Raw genomic sequence first — 18502 nt, 5'->3', positions numbered from 1 at the left:
CCAGGAACCGCCATGTCCGGATACGTCGATCGCCGCAGAGTTTCTAACTACGAGCCGACCTCGCTCCGCTCGCTCGCCCAGCTTGTCACCCCGGCACCGCTCTTCTCGCTGGGGACTATCTTGCTGCTGCTGACGCTCCTGACTGGTCTGGGGCTGAGTTTTATTCCCTGGCAGCAGTCGGTGGTGGGCAAGGGCAAGGTGATGGTGCTCTCGCCGATGCAGCGGCCCCAAAATATCGAGGCGCAGATTCCCGGTCGGCTGGTGCGCTGGAATATCCGGGAGGGTCAGCAGGTTCAAAAAGGCGCGGTCGTGGCCGAGCTTGCCGACCTCGATGCGAAGTTTCTCGACAGCAACCAGCTTGCCCGCCTCGAACAGCAAAAGCGCGTGCTGGTCGCCAAACGCGCCGCCGCCCAAAGCCGCATCGGCTCGATCGCCGCTCAGGTGACGGCCCTCGAAGGTTCACGCGGTCTCGCCATTCCGGCCGCCCAGCAAAAAGCTGCTCAGAGCGTCGATCGCGAGCGCGCCTCCCGCCAGAGCCTGGAGGCGGCCGAAACCAATCTCACCACCGCCGGCCTCAACGTCAAACGTCTGCGCGAACTGCACAGCAAGGGCCTGCGCTCCACCCGCGATCTCGAAGTGGCCGAGAATGACTTTGTCAAAGCGCGCACCGAGCGCGACCGCGCCGGTGCCGCTTTAGATGCCGCCCGCCGCGAGGTGAGCGTGGGCCGCTTCGACCAGGACAAAGTCGTCTTCGACACCGCCGCAAGCCTGGCCAGTTCCCGCGCCTCCCTCGCCTCGGCGCGTGAGACTTTGGCCACCATCGAAGGCGACATCCTCAAGCTCGATGTCGATATCGAGAATTTGCGCTCGCGCACCGAGCAGCGCATCGTGCGCGCCCCGAGCGACGGCGTCGTGGTGCGCCTGCTCAAAGTCGGCTCCGGCGAGACGGTCAAAGCGGGCGACGTGCTCGCGGTGGTCGCCCCCGCCACCACCGACCGGGCGGTCGAAATTTATCTTTCCGACAACGACGCGCCGCTGGTGGCCGAGGGTCGCCCGGTCCGGCTGCAGTTTGCCGGCTGGCCGGCGGTACAGTTCGTGGGTTGGCCATCGGTGGCGGTGGGCACCTTTGCCGGCCGCGTGGCGGTGATCGACGCGGTCGACGACGGCACCAGCCGCTATCGGGTGATCGTGGTCCCCGACGAGCAGGCCCAGCGCACCGAGCAACCCTGGCCCGGTCCCCAGTACCTGCGTCCCGGCACCGAGGCCACCGGCTGGATCATGCTCGATACGGTCTCCCTGGGCTTCGAGTTGTGGCGGCAATTTAACGCCTTCCCGCCTACCCTCCAGGCGGAACCGGTCAAGCTCAAAGCCAAAAAAGAGTAACCCACCACCCGCCACCAAGCCCTCGCCATGTCCATCCCGATGTGTCCCCGGGCGAAGCGTCGCTGTGCCCTTAGCCTCGCCCTCACCTTCGCACTCGCTCTGCCTGCCGCTGCCCTGGCCCAGCCCGAAGTGCCCCCGGCCCTTTCAGACCCGCTCCAGGGGGGAGCGGCGGTGGATGTGGGCGGTCCCCTCTCGCTCGATGAATTGCTCTCGCGCGTCGAGCGCTACCACCCGAAGCTGTTGGGTGCCTTTGTCGCCCGGCGCATCGCCTCAGCCAAGCTGCTGGAGAAGCAAGGAGCCTTCGACCCGGTCTTTCGCGCCTACAGTGAATCGATCGAGTACAACAGCACCTCGGCGCGCGGTAGGTTCAGCGCCGCCTTCCAAAACGAGCTCAAAGTCGAATTTCCGACCCGCTCCGGCATCAAGTACGACTTCGGCGCCCGCTACAACGTCGGGAACGTCAAATCGCCCTTGTCCTCCACCGGCGACACCGGGGAGTACTTTGTGAGCTTCTCGGTGCCGCTGTTGCGCGGGCTGGGCATCAATGAAAAAGCCCTGGCCGAGCAGCAGGCGCAACTGGGCGAGCCGCTTGCCCAGGCCGAATTGGTGCAGACGCGCCAGGAGCTCAAGCTCAAGGCGGCCACCAGCTACTGGGACTGGGTGGCGGCAGGACGGCGGCTCACGGTGGCCCGCGAGGTGCTCGACCTGGCGCAGGTGCGGTTGGCGGCGATCAATAACCGGGCCGGTTCCGGAGATTTGCCGGCCATCGACGCGGTGGAGGCCGAGCAGGAGGTGCGGTTGCGCCGGGGGGAACTGGTCAAAGCCGAGCGCGACGTCCAAAAAGAAGCCTTCAAGCTCTCGCTCTACTTCTGGCAGGAGGACGGTCGCCAGGGACCGCCGCCGTCGCTGGCGCGCCTGCCCGCCGAATCGTCTCCGCCCACGGCAATCGACCCGAGCATTCTCGCAGCGGCCCAGCGCGAAGCCATCGAGCGCCGCCCCGAACTGCAGCGGCTGGCACTGCAGCGCGACAGTGCCCGGTTGGATCTGGCCCTCGCCGAAAACCAACGCCTGCCGGGGTTAGATCTCTACGTGAGCCCTGGGCTCGATACCGGCAATTTTTCAGTCGGCGGCACGCTCAAATTCGGCGTCGCCGTCACTCTGCCCCTCGCTCAGCGCACCGCCGACGGCCTCATCGAGCAAGCCCGCCTGAAGATGCAGAAAGTCGACCTCGATTCGCTCGGCGAGCGCCAGCGTATCCTCACCGATGTAATCGACGCGGTCTCCGCCGTCGATGCGGCCTACCGGCGCTACGAGAACGCCACCCAGGAAACCCAGTTTGCCCGTCGGCTCGAACAGGGCGAGCGCGACCGCTTCGTGCTGGGCGACAGCACCGTGTTTCTGGTCAACCAGCGCGAGCGCGGCTACGCCTCCGCCCGCACCAAACAGATCGACTCCCAGGCCGAATACGAACGGGCGCTTGCCACCTTCCGGGCCGTCACCGGCCAGTTTTAAGGCCATCGAAACAATCTACGGCAAGCCCACCGATTTTTTGTTGTATTCTCGGCGGCCAGTTGCTAGGATTTGTGGAGTTCCAGTCTCCCTGCGCTTGCAATGAGCTTGTACCGCTGCGACCCTGGCGACGGCGAATCGACGTTTTTGTATTTTGCCTACGGCTCGTGCATGTGCCCGGTCGATCTGAAGCGTTCTCTGGGTGAGGATGTGCACGGCCGCGTCGTCGGAGTGGCGCGCCTGTCTGGATACCGGCTCGGTTTTTTTCATTATCTGCAGCGGCGCGATTGCGGTGCCCTCGACATCGTGCTCGACCCGCGCGGCGAAGTCGAAGGGGTACTCTACCGGTTGCCGTGGCACCTGGGGGGCCTGCTCGATGGGCGCGAGGGGGTTGCCCAGGGCGACTACCGCCACGAATTTGTCGAAGTGAGCTGCCGGGGACGGGTGCACCGGGAGGTGCGCACCTATACTGTCGTCGACAAGCTCAGCGAGGAATTGGCGCCCAACGAATGGTACAGCAGCGTCGTTTTGCGCGGAGCGCTCACCTGCGGCCTTTCTGAGTCCTACTGTTGGCGACTGTTCGAGCGGATGTGTTGGCTTGAGGCGCGCCGGCAACCCGCCGACGCAAAATGCCCGCCCCACCGGCGGCAGGGCGGGCGGATCGCCGTCTAGACGCTTAGGGCGTCACGATCGTCAGCTGCACATTGTTGAAGCCGAAGTAGGTGCGGCGGGCGCCGGACTCTTTGTAGGAAAAGGTGACGGTGTACTGGCCTTCTCCCAGGGTGCGAATGGCGGAGGTGATGTCGAAGACCCGCGTCAGCGAGGTTTTCGACAGCGTCGGGTCAAGGTCGCCGATCACCTTGGTGCCCCCGGTGGTGACATTGGTGATAATCACATCGATGCTTGAGCCGCTGGAGACAAAGTTGACCCCGAGGGTCACGAATTTAAAGCTTGAAATCAACGTCGCATCCAGAAACGGACCGGCGCCGCTGCTGGCACTGGCGGTAAACGAACCGATGTAATCGATGAACGAACCGCCGGATTCCCCGGCGCCGAGCAGGCCGTAGTCGCTCTGAAAGACATTGCCGAAGACATTGAAGTCGCCGGGGCCGTTGTTGAGAGCAACACCGCTCGCTACCCCGCCGATGCTGTCGACGTAGGTAAAGCCGTTGGTCGGATCCGCGTCCGAAACAGGAATGGCAATTTCAAGCACACCGGCGTGGCTGGGAGCCGCGATCATCAAGGCCGCAAGCGCAGCCGCAAACATGGAAGCGTATCGCATAATGATTCCTCACAGAAGGAGACGGACTCAAGCGAACGGCGCTTGAAGCCCTACGACAAAGGAGGATACCAGAGTATGCATGTTTTTATTGGTACTCGACCCAACATTTCTCAGAAGATTGTTTGCCAAGCCAAAATGCTTGCTACAAAAGCTTTTTGTTATCTAATTAGTTATCAATAAAGTCAAAAGGGTCACATGGCCACCAAAGTCTGTATTGATGTTCACCAACCGATTTGGCGTTTCACGGACGCGAGGATTGGCAGGCGCTGCGCTGCGCAAGCATCCAATTGTTGCGATATATTTTTTTACAATTTCATCATCGAATCTGCTGGGCACACTTCAGGGCACTCAGCTGGGATTAAGATTGCTAAAATCGCCGCCCGGTTAGCGGATGGCTACGAAGCCCGCCTCTTCGACGAGGCGCTGCCCTTGGCCCGACAGCAGCAAATTGGTGTAGGCGGCCCCGGCTTGCTCGTCGAGGCCGTCGTCGCGGCGCACCAGAATAAATAGCCGACGGGTAATCGGGTAGCTGCCGTTGCGGAAGGCTTCGGCATCGACGGTGCCCCCGGCGGTGAACGGTCTGACGTACTGGCGGCCGTTGCCCTTCGAGAGGGCAAGGGTACGCACGGTGCGCTGGCTGACCACTTCCGAGGCGCTCGCGTAGCCGATGCCGCCCGGGGTAGCGGCCACACTGCGCAGCGCGTCGGTGGTGTCGCGAACCACGCGCACGCGCGGGCCGAATCCGCGGCTGCGCAGCACGTTCTCGTTGAAAAAGTCGACGGTGCCCCCGTCGCGCAGATTGCGACTAAAAGGCACAATGGGCAGATTCGGTCCGCCCACCTGCTGCCAGTTGGTGAGTTTGCCGGTAAAGATATCGCGCAACTGGACGATGCTAAGCCCGGTGAGCGGTACTCCGGGGTGGGTGAATACAGCGATGCCGTCAATGGCGATGGGCAATTGTTCGAGCTTGAAGCCGCGGGTGGCGGCCCGGACGAATTCGGAATCTTTGAGCGGACGGGAGGACTGGCTGAAGCTCAATTCCCCGCGCAGCAGCATCGCTATCCCCGTCCCCGAACCGGGAGCGCCGTCAAGCGGGTCGACGTAGCGCAGCCGGAAGCTGGGGTGGGCGACGGCAAGGGCATCGAGGATCGCCGGGCCGCGCAGGGGAGCCAGCGTCGTTGACCCCCCGTAATTGAACAGTCCCGTCGGCACGTTTGGCACCTCGGCCATCTGGCTGTAGAGTTTGATGCGCTCAAAGCGGCTCGGGTAACGGTCGATTTGGGCTGCGAGCGGGGCGCTGGTGCTCACCCCTTCATCCAAACTGCTGCGCAGGATAAACAAGATGCCTCCGACCGTGAGCAATCCGGCCACGGCCCCCAGCCAGATCCGCCAGGGCACACCGGCCGGATCCCGCAACGGCTTGCCGCAAACCAGACAGGCGGCAGCGGTGCCGGGATTGTTGTTGTAGCCGCATTTGGAGCATCGAACGGCTGTGTTCTGGGTTTTCATGACTGTTTTGGGGCCTCGGTGGATGAGAAGGTGTCCCACACGCAACAGGAGCCGGCCCCTCGGCTGCTCTCGACAGCGGGCGGCAAGCCCCGAACTCCCTACAGTCTCGGGATAAAACGGCGGCAAATTTACATATTTTAGATGATCGGGCGCGCTCAAGTGTCAGAGTGCGCTTACCGACAGCTGGTACCTTCAGAAACTGGCGGTCTTGAGGAGCACCTCGCGGATACTCAGCCCCAGATAGGCCCGCCCGCCGTAGACCGTGCCACGCTTGCCGCGGAAAAAGTGGTTGCTCGCGATGTGGTAGCCCTCCTCCGGCAAGGGCACGTAGCCCACTGAAGCCGCGAGCTTCTCGCCGTTGTCCAGATAATACTTTACAAATTCGCGCACTTCGGGCTTTTTCTGGGTCGAGACGATGTTGACGTAAATGAACAGCGGCCGCGAGAGCGGGGCGTAGGTCCCCTTCTCAACATTCTTGTCGGTAGGAGGCACCGGGCCTTTGCCGCCGTCGACGGCGAGCGCCTTCAATTTATCTTTGTTCGCTTCGTAGTAGGCGTAGCCGAAGTAGCCCAGGGCGTCGGGATCTTCGCTGACCCCTTTGACCAGCACATCGTCGTCCTCGCTGTCGACATAGTCGCTGCGGGTGTCGGTGTTGGCGGAGCCCAAAATCGCCTCGGCAAAGTAATCGTAGGTGCCCGAGTCGCGGCCGGGTCCGTAGAGCTTGAGCGGCCGGTCGGGAAAGCCCGCTCGCACCTGGCTCCAGCGGGTGACTTTGCCCTGGGAGGCGCGCTCCCAGATTTTTTTGAGTTCGGCGACGGTGATCTCGCTAGCCCAGGTATTTTTGGGGTGGACGACGACCGTGAGCGCGTCGAAGGCCACCGGCAGTTCCATAAAGGCGACGTTGTTGTTGCGGCAGGCGTCGATTTCTTTTTGGAGTATCGGCCGCGAGGCGTCGCTGATATCGGTTGTGCCGGCGCAGAACTTTTTGAAGCCCCCGCCGGTACCGGAAAAGGCGACGGCAATCGTCCCCTGGTACGGCTTGTTTTGCTCCTCGAAGGCCTTGGCGGCAGCGCGGGTGATCGGGTAGACCGTGCTCGATCCATCAATTTTGACTTTGACTTGCTCGTCGGAAGCGTTCTGGGCCAGGGCCGCGCCCACCGCGCCCACCGCGAGCGCAGCAGTGGCCAACAGGTTTTTTGACATGTTCATTGGTCTGCCTCTTGCTGTAGCCGGGATAACAAAGTAAGTTCAAGTTTACTTGATGCGTTTGAGAGTGCGCTACGCTTGTCTCTGCCCACTGCGCGGACGCTCAGTACTGGGGTTTGCGGGCGAGCAGGTCTTCGATCTTGGAACCCACCTCCGCCTGACCGCCAAAGACGGTGCCGATGCGATTTTGTTGGAAGTGGCCCAGGGAGACGTTGTAAGCTGTCGTCGGCAGTGGCACGTACTTGACCTGTTTGGCGAGGGTCGGTGCGTTTTTGAGGTAGAACTCGACGAACTGGCGCAGTTCGGGCTTCTCGACCGCTGCCGCAGCATTGACGTAGATGAAAATGGGCCGCGAAAGGGGACTGTAGCTGCCGTCTTCGACCGTCTTCTCCGAGGGCAGTACAGGACCTTTACCGCCGTCGATGCCCACTGCCTTGAGCTTGTTCTTGTTCTCGGCGTAGTAGGCGTAGCCGAAGTAGCCCAAAGCGTTCTTGTCGTTGGCGATGCCCTGCACCAGGACGTTGTCGTCTTCGGAGGCGGTAAAGTCGCCGCGGCTGGCTTTGGCTTTGCCGACCACCGCCTCGGTGAAGTAGTCGAAGGTGCCGGAGTCGGTGCCGGGGCCGTAGAGCTTCAAAGGTACGTTCGGAAACGATGAACGCACCTGATTCCAGTTGGTGATTTTGATCTGGGCCGCCGGTTCCCAGATGGTTTTCAGTTCGGCGACGGTGAGGTCGCCGGCCCAAGTGTTGGATGGGTGCACCATGACGGTGAGCGCGTCGAAGGCCACCGGCAGTTCGATGTACTGAATGCCCATTTTTTTGCAGGCATCCATTTCTTTTTTGAGAATCGGCCGCGAAGCGTCGGAAATATCGGTCTCACCGCGGCAGAACTTTTTAAAGCCGCCGCCGGTGCCCGAGACCTCGACGGTGACCTTTACCGCTCCCTGTTTGCTTTTTTGAAAGGCTTCAGCGGCGGCTTCGGTGATCGGGAAGACTGTGCTGGAGCCATCGATTTGGATGAGCGACTGGGCAGCGGCACCGACGGCGGCAATTGCACCAAACAAAGCCGCCGCGATCAGGCCTAATCCTGCCTCTTTGCGGACCGACACCATGGATACCCTCTGACTTTTACCGTACCGGGGATGGGCCAGACATGGGGACAGCCAGCATCCTAACAAGCATTCTTTGCGGCAAGGTTAAAGCCGGATTAATTGAGGCGGATCGGCGCAAAGGGCTAGAAACTGGCGGTTTTGAGGAGCATCTGGCGCAGGGTCAATCCTATCTGGGCCTTCCCGCCGTACACCGTGCCGCGCTTGCCCCGCCAGAAGTGATTGTTGGCGATGTGGTAACCCTCCGGCGGCAGGGGAACATACCCGACGGCGTTCACGATCCGTCCGGCATGTTGCAGATAAAATCCGACGAACTCCCGCACCGGGGGTTTTGTCTGGCTGGAGACCATGTTGACGTAGAGAAACAGCGGCCGCGCCAAGGGTTGGTAGAGGTTTTTCTCGACAGCCTGCCGGGAGGGCGCAACAGCTCCCAGGCCGTTTGCCACCGCAAGCGCTTTGAGGCGTCCACGGCTCGCTTCGTAGTAGGCGTAGCCAAAGTAGCTCAGGGCGTCGGGATCTTCGCTGACCCCTCTGACCAGCACGTCGTCGTCCTCGCTGTCGACATAGTCGCTGCGGGTGTCGGTGTTGGCGGAGCCCAAAATCGCCTCGGCAAAGTAGTCATAAGTGCCCGAGTCGCGGCCGGGTCCGTAGAGCTTGAGTGGCCGGTCAGGCCAGCCGGGGCGCACCTGACTCCAGCGGGTGATTTTGCCCTGGGAGGCGCGCTCCCAGATTTTTTTGAGTTCGGCGACGGTGATCTCGCTAGCCCAGGTATTTTTGGGGTGGACGACGACCGTGAGCGCGTCGAAGGCCACCGGCAGTTCCATAAAGGCGATATTGTTGTTGCGGCAAGACTGAATTTCTTGCCGCGAAATGGGCCGAGAAGCACCGGCGATGTCGATTTCGCCGGTGCAAAGCTTTTTCAAACCGCCCCCGGTTCCGGAAAAGCCAACGGCGAATGCACCTTTGGCGATCTGCGGGTTGCGCGATAGAAACTCCTCGACAGCGGTCCGGGTGATCGGGTGGACCGTGCTCGAACCGTCGATGCTGACCTGTGAAGGGCGGGCGGTGGTGTTTTGAGCCGCAAGCACCATGCTGGCTGCGGCGAGTACTGCGACAGAAATACCGACAACAACTGACTTTTTCATCATGCTCTCCACTTCAGCGAAAACCTTAAGATCGTTGGCAGCCGCATCATTCGAGGCGTTAGGTGTGACTGCCGACAAATTTCAGACGCCGGCTGACGTCCTCTGCCCACATTATTTCCGTAGAGACGTCGCTTTCCCCTTATGCAGTACGCCCGGGAACCCTCCGCAGCTTGCGACCTTCAAGTTCTTGCAGCCTTTATATACAGCTATTCGGTCGGCTTTTGCCAAACAATCTCCCAGTACGACTTTCAAGCGTCAATCTTATTGCTGGCAATTACAATCGTAAGACATAATATCGACTGAAAAGATGGAAATTCTCACAACAACCGCGAGCCTCGAAACCGACAAGATACACCTCGACGGCTAGAAGCTGGCGGTTTTGAGGAGCACCTCGCGGATGGTCAGCCCCAGGTAGGCCCGCCCACCGTACACCGTGCCGCGCTTGCCCCGATGGAAGTGGTTGTTGGCGATGTGATAGCCTTCCGCCGGTAAGGGTACATAGCCCACCAAGGAAGCGAGCTTCGCGCCGTTTTCAAGGTAAAAGTCTACAAATTCGCGCACTTCCGCTTTTTTTTGCGCCGAGACGATGTTGACGTAGATGAACAGCGGTCGCGACAGCGGAGCATAGGTGCCCTTCTCGACGTTTTTGTCGGTAGGGGCTACCGGGCCTTTGCCGCTATCGACGGCCAGGGTCTTCAGTCTGTTCAGGTTCGCTTCGTAGTAGGCGTAGCCAAAATAACCCAGCGCGTTGGGATCCGCAGCTACTCCTTCTACCAGCACGTCGTCGTCCTCAGATGCCTCGTAATCGCTGCGGGTGTCGGTGTCGGCGGAGCCCAGAATGGCTTCAGCAAAGTAGTCATACGTCCCTGAGTCGCGCCCGGGGCCATACAGCCTGAGCGGCCGGTCGGGAAAGCCGGGGCGCACCTGACTCCAGCGGGTGATTTTGCCCTGGGAGGCGCGCTCCCAGATTTTTTTGAGCTCGGCGACGGTGATCTCGCTAGCCCAGGTATTTTTGGGGTGGACGACGACCGTGAGCGCGTCGAAGGCCACCGGCAGTTCCATAAAGGCGACGTTTGCCCGTCGGCACTCATCCATCTCCCTTTGGAGGATCGGCCGCGAAGCGTCGGAAATATCGGTCTCACCGCTGCAGAACTTGCGAAATCCACCGCCGGTGCCGGAGAAGTTGACGGCGATTTTGCCCTGGAATTGCTTGTGTTCGGCCTCGAAGGCTTTGACGGCGGCGCGGGTGATCGGGTAGACCGTGCTCGATCCATCGATCTTAACGGACGGTGCCTGCGCGGGAAGCCCCTGCGCCAGGGTCGCACCCGCAGCAAGCGCCACGATACTGGCGGCGACAGCAAGTGGTTTATTCTTCATTTTGAAAATCCTTTCTATCGCTACTGCTTTCTGGACAACTTCATTATTTCAAAAATTGTTGATTTATAAAAGCAGGCCGGCCGCGCCTTCTCGCATACCTGCATCACGACAGCTTCTCGCCAAGAATCCTATCCAGAAGCTAGCGAGGCATTTGAAGCCTGAAAATTGCTCAGGAAATATATGTTGCTCTCAGATTTATTAATCAAAATTTATTGATTTGAACTTACCCGAAGTGCCCCGCGACGTACTGCTCGGTCAGCTGGTTGGTGGGGTGGTCGAACATCTGGTTGGTCTGGCCGCTTTCGATCACCTCACCCAGGTACATAAAGGCGGTGAAATCGGAGATGCGGGCAGCCTGCTGCATGTTGTGGGTGACGATCAAGATGGTGATCGACTGCTTGAGCTTGCCCATCAGCTCCTCGATTTTGAGCGTGGCGAGCGGGTCGAGGGCGGAGGTCGGCTCGTCGAATAAGATAATCTCCGGTTCGCTCGCCAGGGCGCGGGCGATGCACAGCCGCTGCTGCTGTCCCCCCGAGAGGTTGAAAGCGAGGCTAGCCAGGCGGTCTTTGACTTCTTCCCACAGGGCCGCCTGGCGGAGGGCGCGCTCGACTTTTTCGTCCAGTTCCGCGCGGTTGCGCACGCCGCGCACGCGCAGACCGTAGGCGACGTTTTCGTACACCGATTTGGGAAAGGGGTTGGGCTTCTGAAAGACCATGCTCACCCGCATGCGCACCTCGATCGGGTCCACCTCGGGACCGACAATGTTGACTTCATCCGGGTAGAGCAGGATCTGCCCTTCGTAGCGATTGCCCGGATACAGATCGTGCATGCGGTTGAAGCAGCGCAAGTAGGTGGTCTTACCGCAGCCGGAAGGACCGATGAGGGCCGTCACCCGGTGCTCGGCGAGGGTGAGGTGGATATTTTTGAGTGCCTGGATCGCCCCGTAGTAGAAGCTGAGGTTGCTGGTCTGGGCCTTGGTCTTGAGGGTGGATTCAACAGCAGAAGCCATGGGGTTTCTTACCACTTGATGCGTTTGCGAAAAGAGTAGCGCAAGTAGATGGCGAGCGCGTTCATGCCGAGGGTCATCACGATAAGCACCAGTCCGGCGGCAGCAGCGTTGAGCTGAAAAGCCTCTTGGGGGCGCGACACCCAGTTGAACATCTGGATGGGCAGCACCGTGAAGCCCGAGGAAAGCCACTGGAAGGAGAAAAACGGAAACTCGGCCCGCAAGGGTAAATCCGGCAAGAAGGCGATAAAGGTCAAAGCACCGATGGTGATAAGCGGGGCCGTCTCGCCGATCGCCCGCGAGAGGCCGATGATGATCCCTGTCAGGATGCCGCCGGTCGAATAGGGCAGGATATGGTCGCTCACCACCTGCCAGCGGGTGGCCCCGAGGGCGTAGGCGGCTTCGCGGATCGAGTCGGGCACCGCCCGCAGCGATTCGCGCGTCGAGACGATCACGATAGGCAAGATAAGCAGTGCCAGGGTGAGCCCGGCAGTGAGGATGCTCTCCCCCAATCCCAGACCGTAGACAAATAACCCCAAAGCCATCAGCCCGAAGATGATCGAAGGCACCCCGGCGAGGTTGGTGATATTGACCTCGATAATCTCGGTGAACCAGTTTTTGGGGGCGTACTCCTCCAGGTAAATGCCCGACGCCACCCCCAAAGGCACCGCCGCCGCCGCCGTCACCAGCATCACCAGGCAGCTGCCCACCCAGGCCGACAAGATCCCGGCCTGCTCGGCAAAGCGGGAGGGAAAGGAAGTAAAAAATTCAGGCCGCAACCGGGCGGTACCGTCGACGGCCAGATCCACCATCAACGCCGTCAGCGTCACCAGCCCGACCAGCAGCGCCAGCAATCCGGCGGCGGCAAAGCTGAGATCGGCGCGCTTGCGGCTTTTGATCGCCTCACGCAGTTGCACCGCGTCCATCAGTAGACCTCCCGGAAGCGCTTGCGCAGCAGATGGCCGGCGATGTTGAACGTGAGGGTCATCGCGAGCAGCATCAGGCCGGCGGCAAAAATCGTCTGGTAGGCCAGTGTGCCGTGGGGCAAATCGCCTAGGCTCACCTGAACGATGTAGGCGGTGATCGTCGCTGCCGGCTCCGTCGGGTTAAGGGTCAAATTGGGCTGGGTGCCCGCGGCGATGGCCACGATCATCGTCTCGCCGATGGCCCGCGAGAAGCCCAGCACGTAGGCGGAGGCGATTCCTGAGAAGGCCGAAGGCACCACGACGCGCAGGGCGGTCTGCATGCGCGTCGCCCCCATGGCGTAGGAGCCCTCCCGAATCGCCATCGGCACCGAGCGCATCGCATCCTCGCTGAGCGACGACACATAGGGGATAATCATGATCCCGATCACCAGCCCGGCGCTCAGCATGTTGAAGCCGGGCAGATCCGGGTAGATTTTCTGCAGCAGCGGCGTCACGAACAACAGCGCGAAGTAACCGTAAACCACCGTCGGCACGGCGCTCAACAATTCGAGGACGGGCTTGGCCACCTCGCGCAGCTGGGCGGGGGCGTACTCGCTCAGGTAGATGGCGGCGATCGTGCCCAGGGGAATGGCCACAACCAGGGCAACCACCGTGGTCACCAGCGTCCCGGCCACCAGCGGCAGGATGCCGTAGCGGGGATTGGCGAACAAAGGCGTCCACTGGGTGTCGGTGAGAAATTGCCCCAGCGGCACCTGGGCGAAAAACTGGAACGACTCGAACAACAACACCGCGACGATACCGGCGGTCGTGAGCACCGAGGAGAGGGCGGCAAGCAGCAGTACCAGTTCGATCGCCCGCTCGCGCAGGTTGCGCAGGGGCCGGTAGCGCAAGGCACCGCCCGCGGGGCGGCCCCGGCTCTGAAGACTGGAAGGATCGCTGGTGGCCATCAATGCCATGACGCGTAGGGTGACAAGAAAAGGCAGGGCCGCGCCAAGGCACGCGCCCTACCCACGCAGACCAAAGTTTAGAACTTCGCTTCGCGGCTCAGCAGATCCTCGATCTTGAGGCCCACCTCCGCCTCTCCGCCGAAGACGGTGCCCATGCGGTTCTTCTGGAAGTGGCTCAGAGCCACGTCGTAGGCTTTTTTGGGCAGCGGGACGTACTTGACTTGCTTAACCAGGGTCGGTGCGCTCTTGAGGTAGAACTCGACGAACTCCTTGACCTCGGGCCGGGCCATCGCTTTGTTGCTCACGTAGATGAAGATGGGCCGCGAGAGGGGGTTGTAGGTGCCGTCTTCGACCGTCTTGTCCGAGGGGAGCACAGGTCCTTTGCCCCCGTCGACGCCCACCGCCTTGAGCTTGCTCTTATTTTCGGCGTAGTAGGCGTAGCCAAAGTAACCGAGGGCGTTTTTGTCGTTGGCGATGCCCTGCACCAGGACGTTGTCGTCTTCAGAAGCGGTAAAATCGCCGCGGCTGGCTTTGGATTTACCGACCACGGCTTCGGTGAAGTAGTCGAAGGTGCCGGAGTCGGCACCGGGGCCGTAGAGTTTCAGGGGCGCGTTCGGAAACGACGAGCGCACCTGATTCCAGTTGGTGACTTTGCCCTGGGCCTCGGGTTCCCAGATTTTTTTGAGTTCCGCTACTGTCATCGTGCTCGCCCAGGTGTTGGACGGATTGACCATGACCGTCAGCGCGTCGTAGGCCACCGGCAACTCGACGTATTGAATTGCTGCCTCCTTGCAGGCGTCCATTTCTTTTTTGAGAATCGGACGCGAAGCGTCGGAGATATCGGTCTCACCGCGGCAGAACTTTTTAAAGCCGCCGCCGGTGCCCGAGACGCCGACGGTCACCCTGACTGCGCCCTTTTTGCTTTTCTGGAATTCCTCGGCCACCGCCTCGGTGATCGGGAAGACCGTGCTCGAACCGTCGACCTTGATGGTCTGTTGGGACTGGGCCTGCGCCTGGTGCGCGGGCATGCTCAAAAACGTGCCAATCAAACCAGCCGCCGCCACACCGGCTGCCGCTGCTTTTGCGCGTACCGATAACATAGGTGTCCTCTTCTATCAAAATTGATGGACCTTGTAATCCGGTACCTACATTCCATGTCCCTGCTCTGCAGACCGTTGCACAGAAGCCCGCAAATCAAAGCAATAGGACACCTCGCAGGACCCGGACACGCCCTATCGTATCAAGATAGTTTGTTTTGTCAATATCAATAAAGCTTGATTTTATTTGGGGCTGTCGTCGCAGGAGCGCGCCGGGAGCAGCGGGCTGAAGCGCCGGTAGTCGGCCAGGTACTGCTCAACGGCGACCAGGCCGGGCAAGTTGACACTGTAGTAGACCCAGCGCTTCTCCTGGCGCGTGCGCACCAGACCGGCTTCTTTAAGCGTTTTGAGATGAAATGAAAGTTTAGACTGGGCCACCCCCAGTTTTTCGCCCAGTTCGCAGACGCACAATTCCTGGGCGCGCAGCACCTCCAGCACCTGCAGGCGCAGCGGTTCGGAGAGCGCGTGAAACTGGGCGGCGAACTGCTCGGCGCTCAGACAGTCGCTATGAATCAATTTCTGTTGGAGCAAGGGTCTACCTCAGCTAGACAGTAAGTGCGCTTTACTCACTGTAACCGGAGCAGGAACAAGACTTGTCGTATCGGATGCACAATCGTTCGAGGCCGAGTCATGGCCGGGCAAAATTCCGCAAAAACTCGATTTGCGCTTCCCTCAGTTCGACGTCGGGATTGGCGGTCTGGACAATTTGCAGTGCTTCCTCGCTCGAATGGCTCTGGGCGATCAAATAGGCCGCGAGGAAAGTGCCGGTGCGCCGTCTGCCGCTGGTGCAGTGCACGGCCACACCTGCACCGAGGGCATTTTGCTCCTCGACGAAGTCCTGCAACTGGGTAATCTGCTCGCGGGTTGGGGCTGTTCCGCCCTTCACCGGCAGCCAACGGTACGGCAGCCCCGCCCGTTCGTACAGGTCGAGATTGCCGGGGTCGTCCATCACCGAGACAATCCCTCCGACACCGCTCGCCTGCAACTCGGCGATCTCTGCTTCGGTCGGTTTGCGGACGCCTCCGAGCTTGCCGGGGATGACCCACCACAAATTTTCTGTAATCGACTGTTCCATGGGGTTGCTCGTGTTTGTGGGGAATGGGACAGAATCACGGCTTCTGGTCGGCCATTGCCTGGGCCGCCTTTTCCTTGCGCTCGCTGTAGCGGTCGGTGAGGTGGGCGGTGTGGGGACGGAGCAAGACAGTGAATTTGTACAGTTCTTCCATGACGTCGATCACCCGATCCCGGTAGGGCGAGTCCTTCATGGTGCCGTCCTCATGAAATTCGTTATAGGCCTTGGCCACCGACGACTGGTTGGGGATGGTGAACATGCGCATCCAGCGACCGAGCAAGCGCAGCGTGTTGACGGCGTTGAACGACTGGGAGCCGCCGCTTACCTGCATGACGGCGAGGGTACGCCCCTGGGTGGGCCGCAGCGATCCCAACGTCAGCGGGATCCAGTCGATCTGATTTTTGAGGATGCCAGTGATTTGCCCGTGCATCTCAGGACTCGACCACACCTGGCCTTCCGACCAGAGACTCAGATCGCGCAATTCCTGCACTTTGGGGTGATCGGGCTCGACGCCGGCGTAGACGGGCAGAGTGCGCGGGTCGTAAAAGCGTACTTCTGCTCCCATATCGGCGATAATCCGGCCGGCCTCTTCAGCGAGCAGGCGGCTGTAGGAGCGCTCGCGCAGCGAACCGTACAAAAACAAAATCCGGGGGGGATGCTCGAAGTCGGACATGCTCAGATCGCGCCAGGACAGGCCAACAGGTACAAGCGGGTATCCATTCAAGCGCGGGTGGCCGGTTGCGTGCGCAGCGCATCGACCAGATTTTGGACGCGCTGTTTGATTTCGTCTCGTACCCGGTGGAAGACCTCGACAGGTTGCCCGTCCGGGTCCTCGACGCGCCAGTCTTCGAAAATCTCGCGCGTCAGCCACGCCTCCGGCAAATTCACCCCGCAGCCGCACAGCGAGATGACCACGTCAAAATCCTCCGAGCCGAAATCACTCAGGGGCTTGGAAATTTGACCCGCAATATCGACACCCGCCGCAGCCATCACCTGGACGGCCGTCGGGTGCACACGGCTTGCCTCCAGCCCCGAGCTGACCACCTCGATCACCCCGGCTCCCAGGGTGCGGGCGTAGCCTTCGGCCATCTGCGAGCGGCAGGAATTGCGCTTGCACACAAACATCACTTTCTTCACGACGATCTAGCCTCCATCGAGTCTTGAGGACGTCTCTTCGAGCGGGTCGCGCATCTGATGCCACACCCAACCGGCTAGCAGCGCCCCGGCGATGGGTGCCAACCAGTAGACCCAGTGCGCCTCCCAGGCTCCCGCCACCAGCGCTGGGCCAAAGGAGCGGGCCGGGTTCATGCTCGCCCCGGAGATCGGTCCACCGAAGCCTGCCTCCAGTCCGACGGTCAGACCAATGGCGAGTCCCGCGAATCCTCGGGGCGCGCGCGCATCGAGGGCTGAGCCGCAGATGACCAGCATCAAAATGAACGTCAGCAGCAACTCGACTGCGAACGCTTGCGCCCAGTTGCCCGCCAGGGGCAACGTCGCCCCGAGCTTTGCCTGATTGCCGAAACAGACGAGCACCGCCACACTCGCCGCCGCCGCTCCAGCCAGTTGCACCAGCATATAGGGCACGACGCGCCGGGCCGGAAAGCGACCGAGCGCCCACAGCGTCAGCGTGACCGCCGGATTGATGTGGGCGCCGCTGATGTGGCCCAGGGTGTAGATGAGCGCCGCCACCACCGCCCCGAAGACGAAGCTGATACCCAGATGGGTGAGGGCGCCGCCCGAGACGGCGTTGACCACCACCGCGCCGGTGCCTGCGAAGACCAGTACAAAAGTGCCCACCGCCTCGGCCAGCAGTTCGCGCCGGGGCCAGGTCGATTCGACCGGGGTGTCACTCCCGGAAGGGGCACGGGCTGGGGCGGAGGCCGGACGGCTCACGGCTGCCTCGCTTGGCTGGGGTGAGATAGGTTCATCGCTCCTCTTGTCGGCGAGCACAGGGAACATGATAGGGCATCGTCGATTAACGATGGGTTTGCCAGAGCACAAAGCGCCGCTACAGCGACCCGGCAAGAGTTTTGAAGCGCCCGAGGGTGGCTGGGTCGATGCAGTAGCAGACGCGGGGTCCGTCCACCTCCCCCTGCACCAGCCCCGCCTGCTTGAGGATGCGCAGGTGCTCGGAGACGGTCGACTGCGACACCGGCAACATCTCGACTAGGTCGCCGCAGATGCAGGTGGCGCGGGTAGCAAGAATCTTGAGAATGCGCACCCGGATCGGGTGGCCGAGCGCTTTGCAAAGGGTGGCGAACTGGCGCTCTTCTTCTTCGTCTTGCGGTGTGAAGAGGGGCGCTTCGGCGGGCAAACAGGGAGCACAACTGTGGAGGCTCATCGGCAGGTCACATCCGGTATTAGCAGTATACCGACCGGCGTCAACGCGCCTACCGGGCCGTGCGGCGCTTCAACCACAGCAGGTTTGCTGAGTCGAGAGCGCCGCGGGTGCCGGAGCGCAGCAAGTTTGCTCCTGGGGCCGGCTCTCGCCCTCGCCGTGCATGGCCGCCGCTTCGTCGGTGCGCACCCAAAATTCCCAGTCATTGCCGTCCGGGTCGGTGAGCCAAAATTTATCCCCCACCGCGTAGCAGCAGGTGACGGCGTTCTCGGTGCGCATCGGCAAACCAGCGGCTTTGGCCCGCGACTGCCAGAGCGCCAGTTGCCCGGCATCGAACATTTCGATACCGAAGTGCTCGTCGCCGGAGCGCGCACGCACCGGACCCGGCTGCGCCACCAGAGCCAGGTGCAGTGCCGGCTCCTCCAGGCGAAAGTTGGCGTAATCGGCATAATGTTTGGTGGGCTCGGCGGCGAAGGCGGCACGGTAAAAGCGCACCGACGCTTCGAGGTCCGTCACGTTCAAGCTGATGTGCGGGCGAAATTCCATGGGGGACTCCAAAATCAGTTAAATCGTTGATCGACGATTAACGATTTAAAT

At 61.3% G+C, this 18502-nt stretch carries 20 protein-coding genes; 3 read left to right on the top strand and 17 right to left on the bottom strand.

What is annotated here, in order from left to right; genetic code table 11:
• Window positions 1-12: 12 nt before the first annotated feature.
• The 3 genes from GLL_RS00100 to GLL_RS00090 all read left to right on the top strand — a co-directional run bounded on the left by GLL_RS00100 (window position 13) and on the right by GLL_RS00090 (window position 3564).
• Window positions 13-1383: an HlyD family secretion protein gene (locus GLL_RS00100; protein WP_011140024.1), complete on the top strand. Its 1371-nt coding sequence runs from the start codon at window positions 13-15 to the stop codon at window positions 1381-1383.
• A 27-nt stretch (window positions 1384-1410) separates the two neighbouring features.
• Complete coding sequence (locus GLL_RS00095) at window positions 1411-2895, top strand: TolC family protein (RefSeq protein WP_164928413.1); 1485 nt, start codon at window positions 1411-1413, stop codon at window positions 2893-2895.
• Between the two features lie 99 nt (window positions 2896-2994).
• Window positions 2995-3564, top strand: a complete 570-nt coding sequence (locus GLL_RS00090; RefSeq protein WP_011140022.1) for a gamma-glutamylcyclotransferase — start codon at window positions 2995-2997, stop codon at window positions 3562-3564.
• 4 nt (window positions 3565-3568) lie between these two features.
• Here GLL_RS00090 and GLL_RS00085 read toward each other — a convergent pair whose 3' ends face one another.
• From GLL_RS00085 to GLL_RS00005, 17 genes are all read right to left on the bottom strand, one after another.
• Window positions 3569-4174 (bottom strand): hypothetical protein, encoded by a 606-nt coding sequence (locus GLL_RS00085; RefSeq protein ID WP_011140021.1) that lies wholly within the window; start codon window positions 4172-4174, stop codon window positions 3569-3571.
• Window positions 4175-4558: 384 nt separating this feature from the next.
• Window positions 4559-5683 (bottom strand): PstS family phosphate ABC transporter substrate-binding protein, encoded by a 1125-nt coding sequence (locus GLL_RS00080; protein ID WP_164928412.1) that lies wholly within the window; start codon window positions 5681-5683, stop codon window positions 4559-4561.
• Window positions 5684-5875: 192 nt separating this feature from the next.
• On the bottom strand, window positions 5876-6892 hold the full coding sequence (locus GLL_RS00075) for a PstS family phosphate ABC transporter substrate-binding protein (protein ID WP_011140019.1): 1017 nt from the start codon (window positions 6890-6892) through the stop codon (window positions 5876-5878).
• 100 nt (window positions 6893-6992) lie between these two features.
• Window positions 6993-8000 carry a PstS family phosphate ABC transporter substrate-binding protein gene (locus tag GLL_RS00070; protein WP_011140018.1) on the bottom strand — a complete coding sequence of 336 codons (1008 nt, stop codon included), beginning with the start codon at window positions 7998-8000 and terminating at the stop codon, window positions 6993-6995.
• A 122-nt stretch (window positions 8001-8122) separates the two neighbouring features.
• Window positions 8123-9145 carry a PstS family phosphate ABC transporter substrate-binding protein gene (locus GLL_RS00065; protein WP_164928411.1) on the bottom strand — a complete coding sequence of 341 codons (1023 nt, stop codon included), beginning with the start codon at window positions 9143-9145 and terminating at the stop codon, window positions 8123-8125.
• Window positions 9146-9505: 360 nt separating this feature from the next.
• Window positions 9506-10519 (bottom strand): PstS family phosphate ABC transporter substrate-binding protein, encoded by a 1014-nt coding sequence (locus tag GLL_RS00060; protein WP_011140016.1) that lies wholly within the window; start codon window positions 10517-10519, stop codon window positions 9506-9508.
• A 223-nt stretch (window positions 10520-10742) separates the two neighbouring features.
• Window positions 10743-11528, bottom strand: coding sequence for a phosphate ABC transporter ATP-binding protein PstB (gene pstB, locus GLL_RS00055; RefSeq protein WP_165444148.1), 786 nt, complete (start codon window positions 11526-11528; stop codon window positions 10743-10745).
• A gap of 8 nt (window positions 11529-11536) precedes the next feature.
• Window positions 11537-12451, bottom strand: a complete 915-nt coding sequence (pstA, locus tag GLL_RS00050; protein WP_011140014.1) for a phosphate ABC transporter permease PstA — start codon at window positions 12449-12451, stop codon at window positions 11537-11539.
• A complete protein-coding gene (gene pstC / locus GLL_RS00045) occupies window positions 12451-13407 on the bottom strand; it encodes a phosphate ABC transporter permease subunit PstC (protein ID WP_011140013.1) in 957 nt (318 codons plus the stop codon). Before pstC ends, pstA begins: the two co-directional genes overlap by 1 nt.
• 68 nt (window positions 13408-13475) lie before the next feature.
• Window positions 13476-14498, bottom strand: coding sequence for a PstS family phosphate ABC transporter substrate-binding protein (locus tag GLL_RS00040; protein ID WP_011140012.1), 1023 nt, complete (start codon window positions 14496-14498; stop codon window positions 13476-13478).
• Window positions 14499-14678: 180 nt separating this feature from the next.
• A complete protein-coding gene (locus tag GLL_RS00035) occupies window positions 14679-15026 on the bottom strand; it encodes an ArsR/SmtB family transcription factor (protein ID WP_231848292.1) in 348 nt (115 codons plus the stop codon).
• Between the two features lie 97 nt (window positions 15027-15123).
• Complete coding sequence (locus tag GLL_RS00030; RefSeq protein ID WP_011140010.1) at window positions 15124-15570, bottom strand: dual specificity protein phosphatase 23; 447 nt, start codon at window positions 15568-15570, stop codon at window positions 15124-15126.
• A 34-nt stretch (window positions 15571-15604) separates the two neighbouring features.
• Window positions 15605-16240, bottom strand: coding sequence for an arsenical resistance protein ArsH (arsH, locus tag GLL_RS00025; RefSeq protein WP_164928410.1), 636 nt, complete (start codon window positions 16238-16240; stop codon window positions 15605-15607).
• Between the two features lie 47 nt (window positions 16241-16287).
• On the bottom strand, window positions 16288-16704 hold the full coding sequence (gene arsC, locus GLL_RS00020; RefSeq protein ID WP_011140008.1) for an arsenate reductase, glutathione/glutaredoxin type: 417 nt from the start codon (window positions 16702-16704) through the stop codon (window positions 16288-16290).
• A gap of 6 nt (window positions 16705-16710) precedes the next feature.
• A complete protein-coding gene (locus tag GLL_RS00015) occupies window positions 16711-17526 on the bottom strand; it encodes an MIP/aquaporin family protein (RefSeq protein ID WP_011140007.1) in 816 nt (271 codons plus the stop codon).
• Window positions 17527-17575: 49 nt separating this feature from the next.
• Window positions 17576-17908, bottom strand: coding sequence for an ArsR/SmtB family transcription factor (locus GLL_RS00010; RefSeq protein ID WP_011140006.1), 333 nt, complete (start codon window positions 17906-17908; stop codon window positions 17576-17578).
• Window positions 17909-17977: 69 nt separating this feature from the next.
• A complete protein-coding gene (locus GLL_RS00005) occupies window positions 17978-18451 on the bottom strand; it encodes an ArsI/CadI family heavy metal resistance metalloenzyme (RefSeq protein ID WP_011140005.1) in 474 nt (157 codons plus the stop codon).
• Between the last annotated feature and the right edge of the window lie 51 nt (window positions 18452-18502).

This window comes from Gloeobacter violaceus PCC 7421 (assembly GCF_000011385.1).
Taxonomy (GTDB): Bacteria; Cyanobacteriota; Cyanobacteriia; order Gloeobacterales; family Gloeobacteraceae; genus Gloeobacter; species Gloeobacter violaceus.
This window is presented reverse-complemented; position numbering and strand designations above follow the sequence as displayed.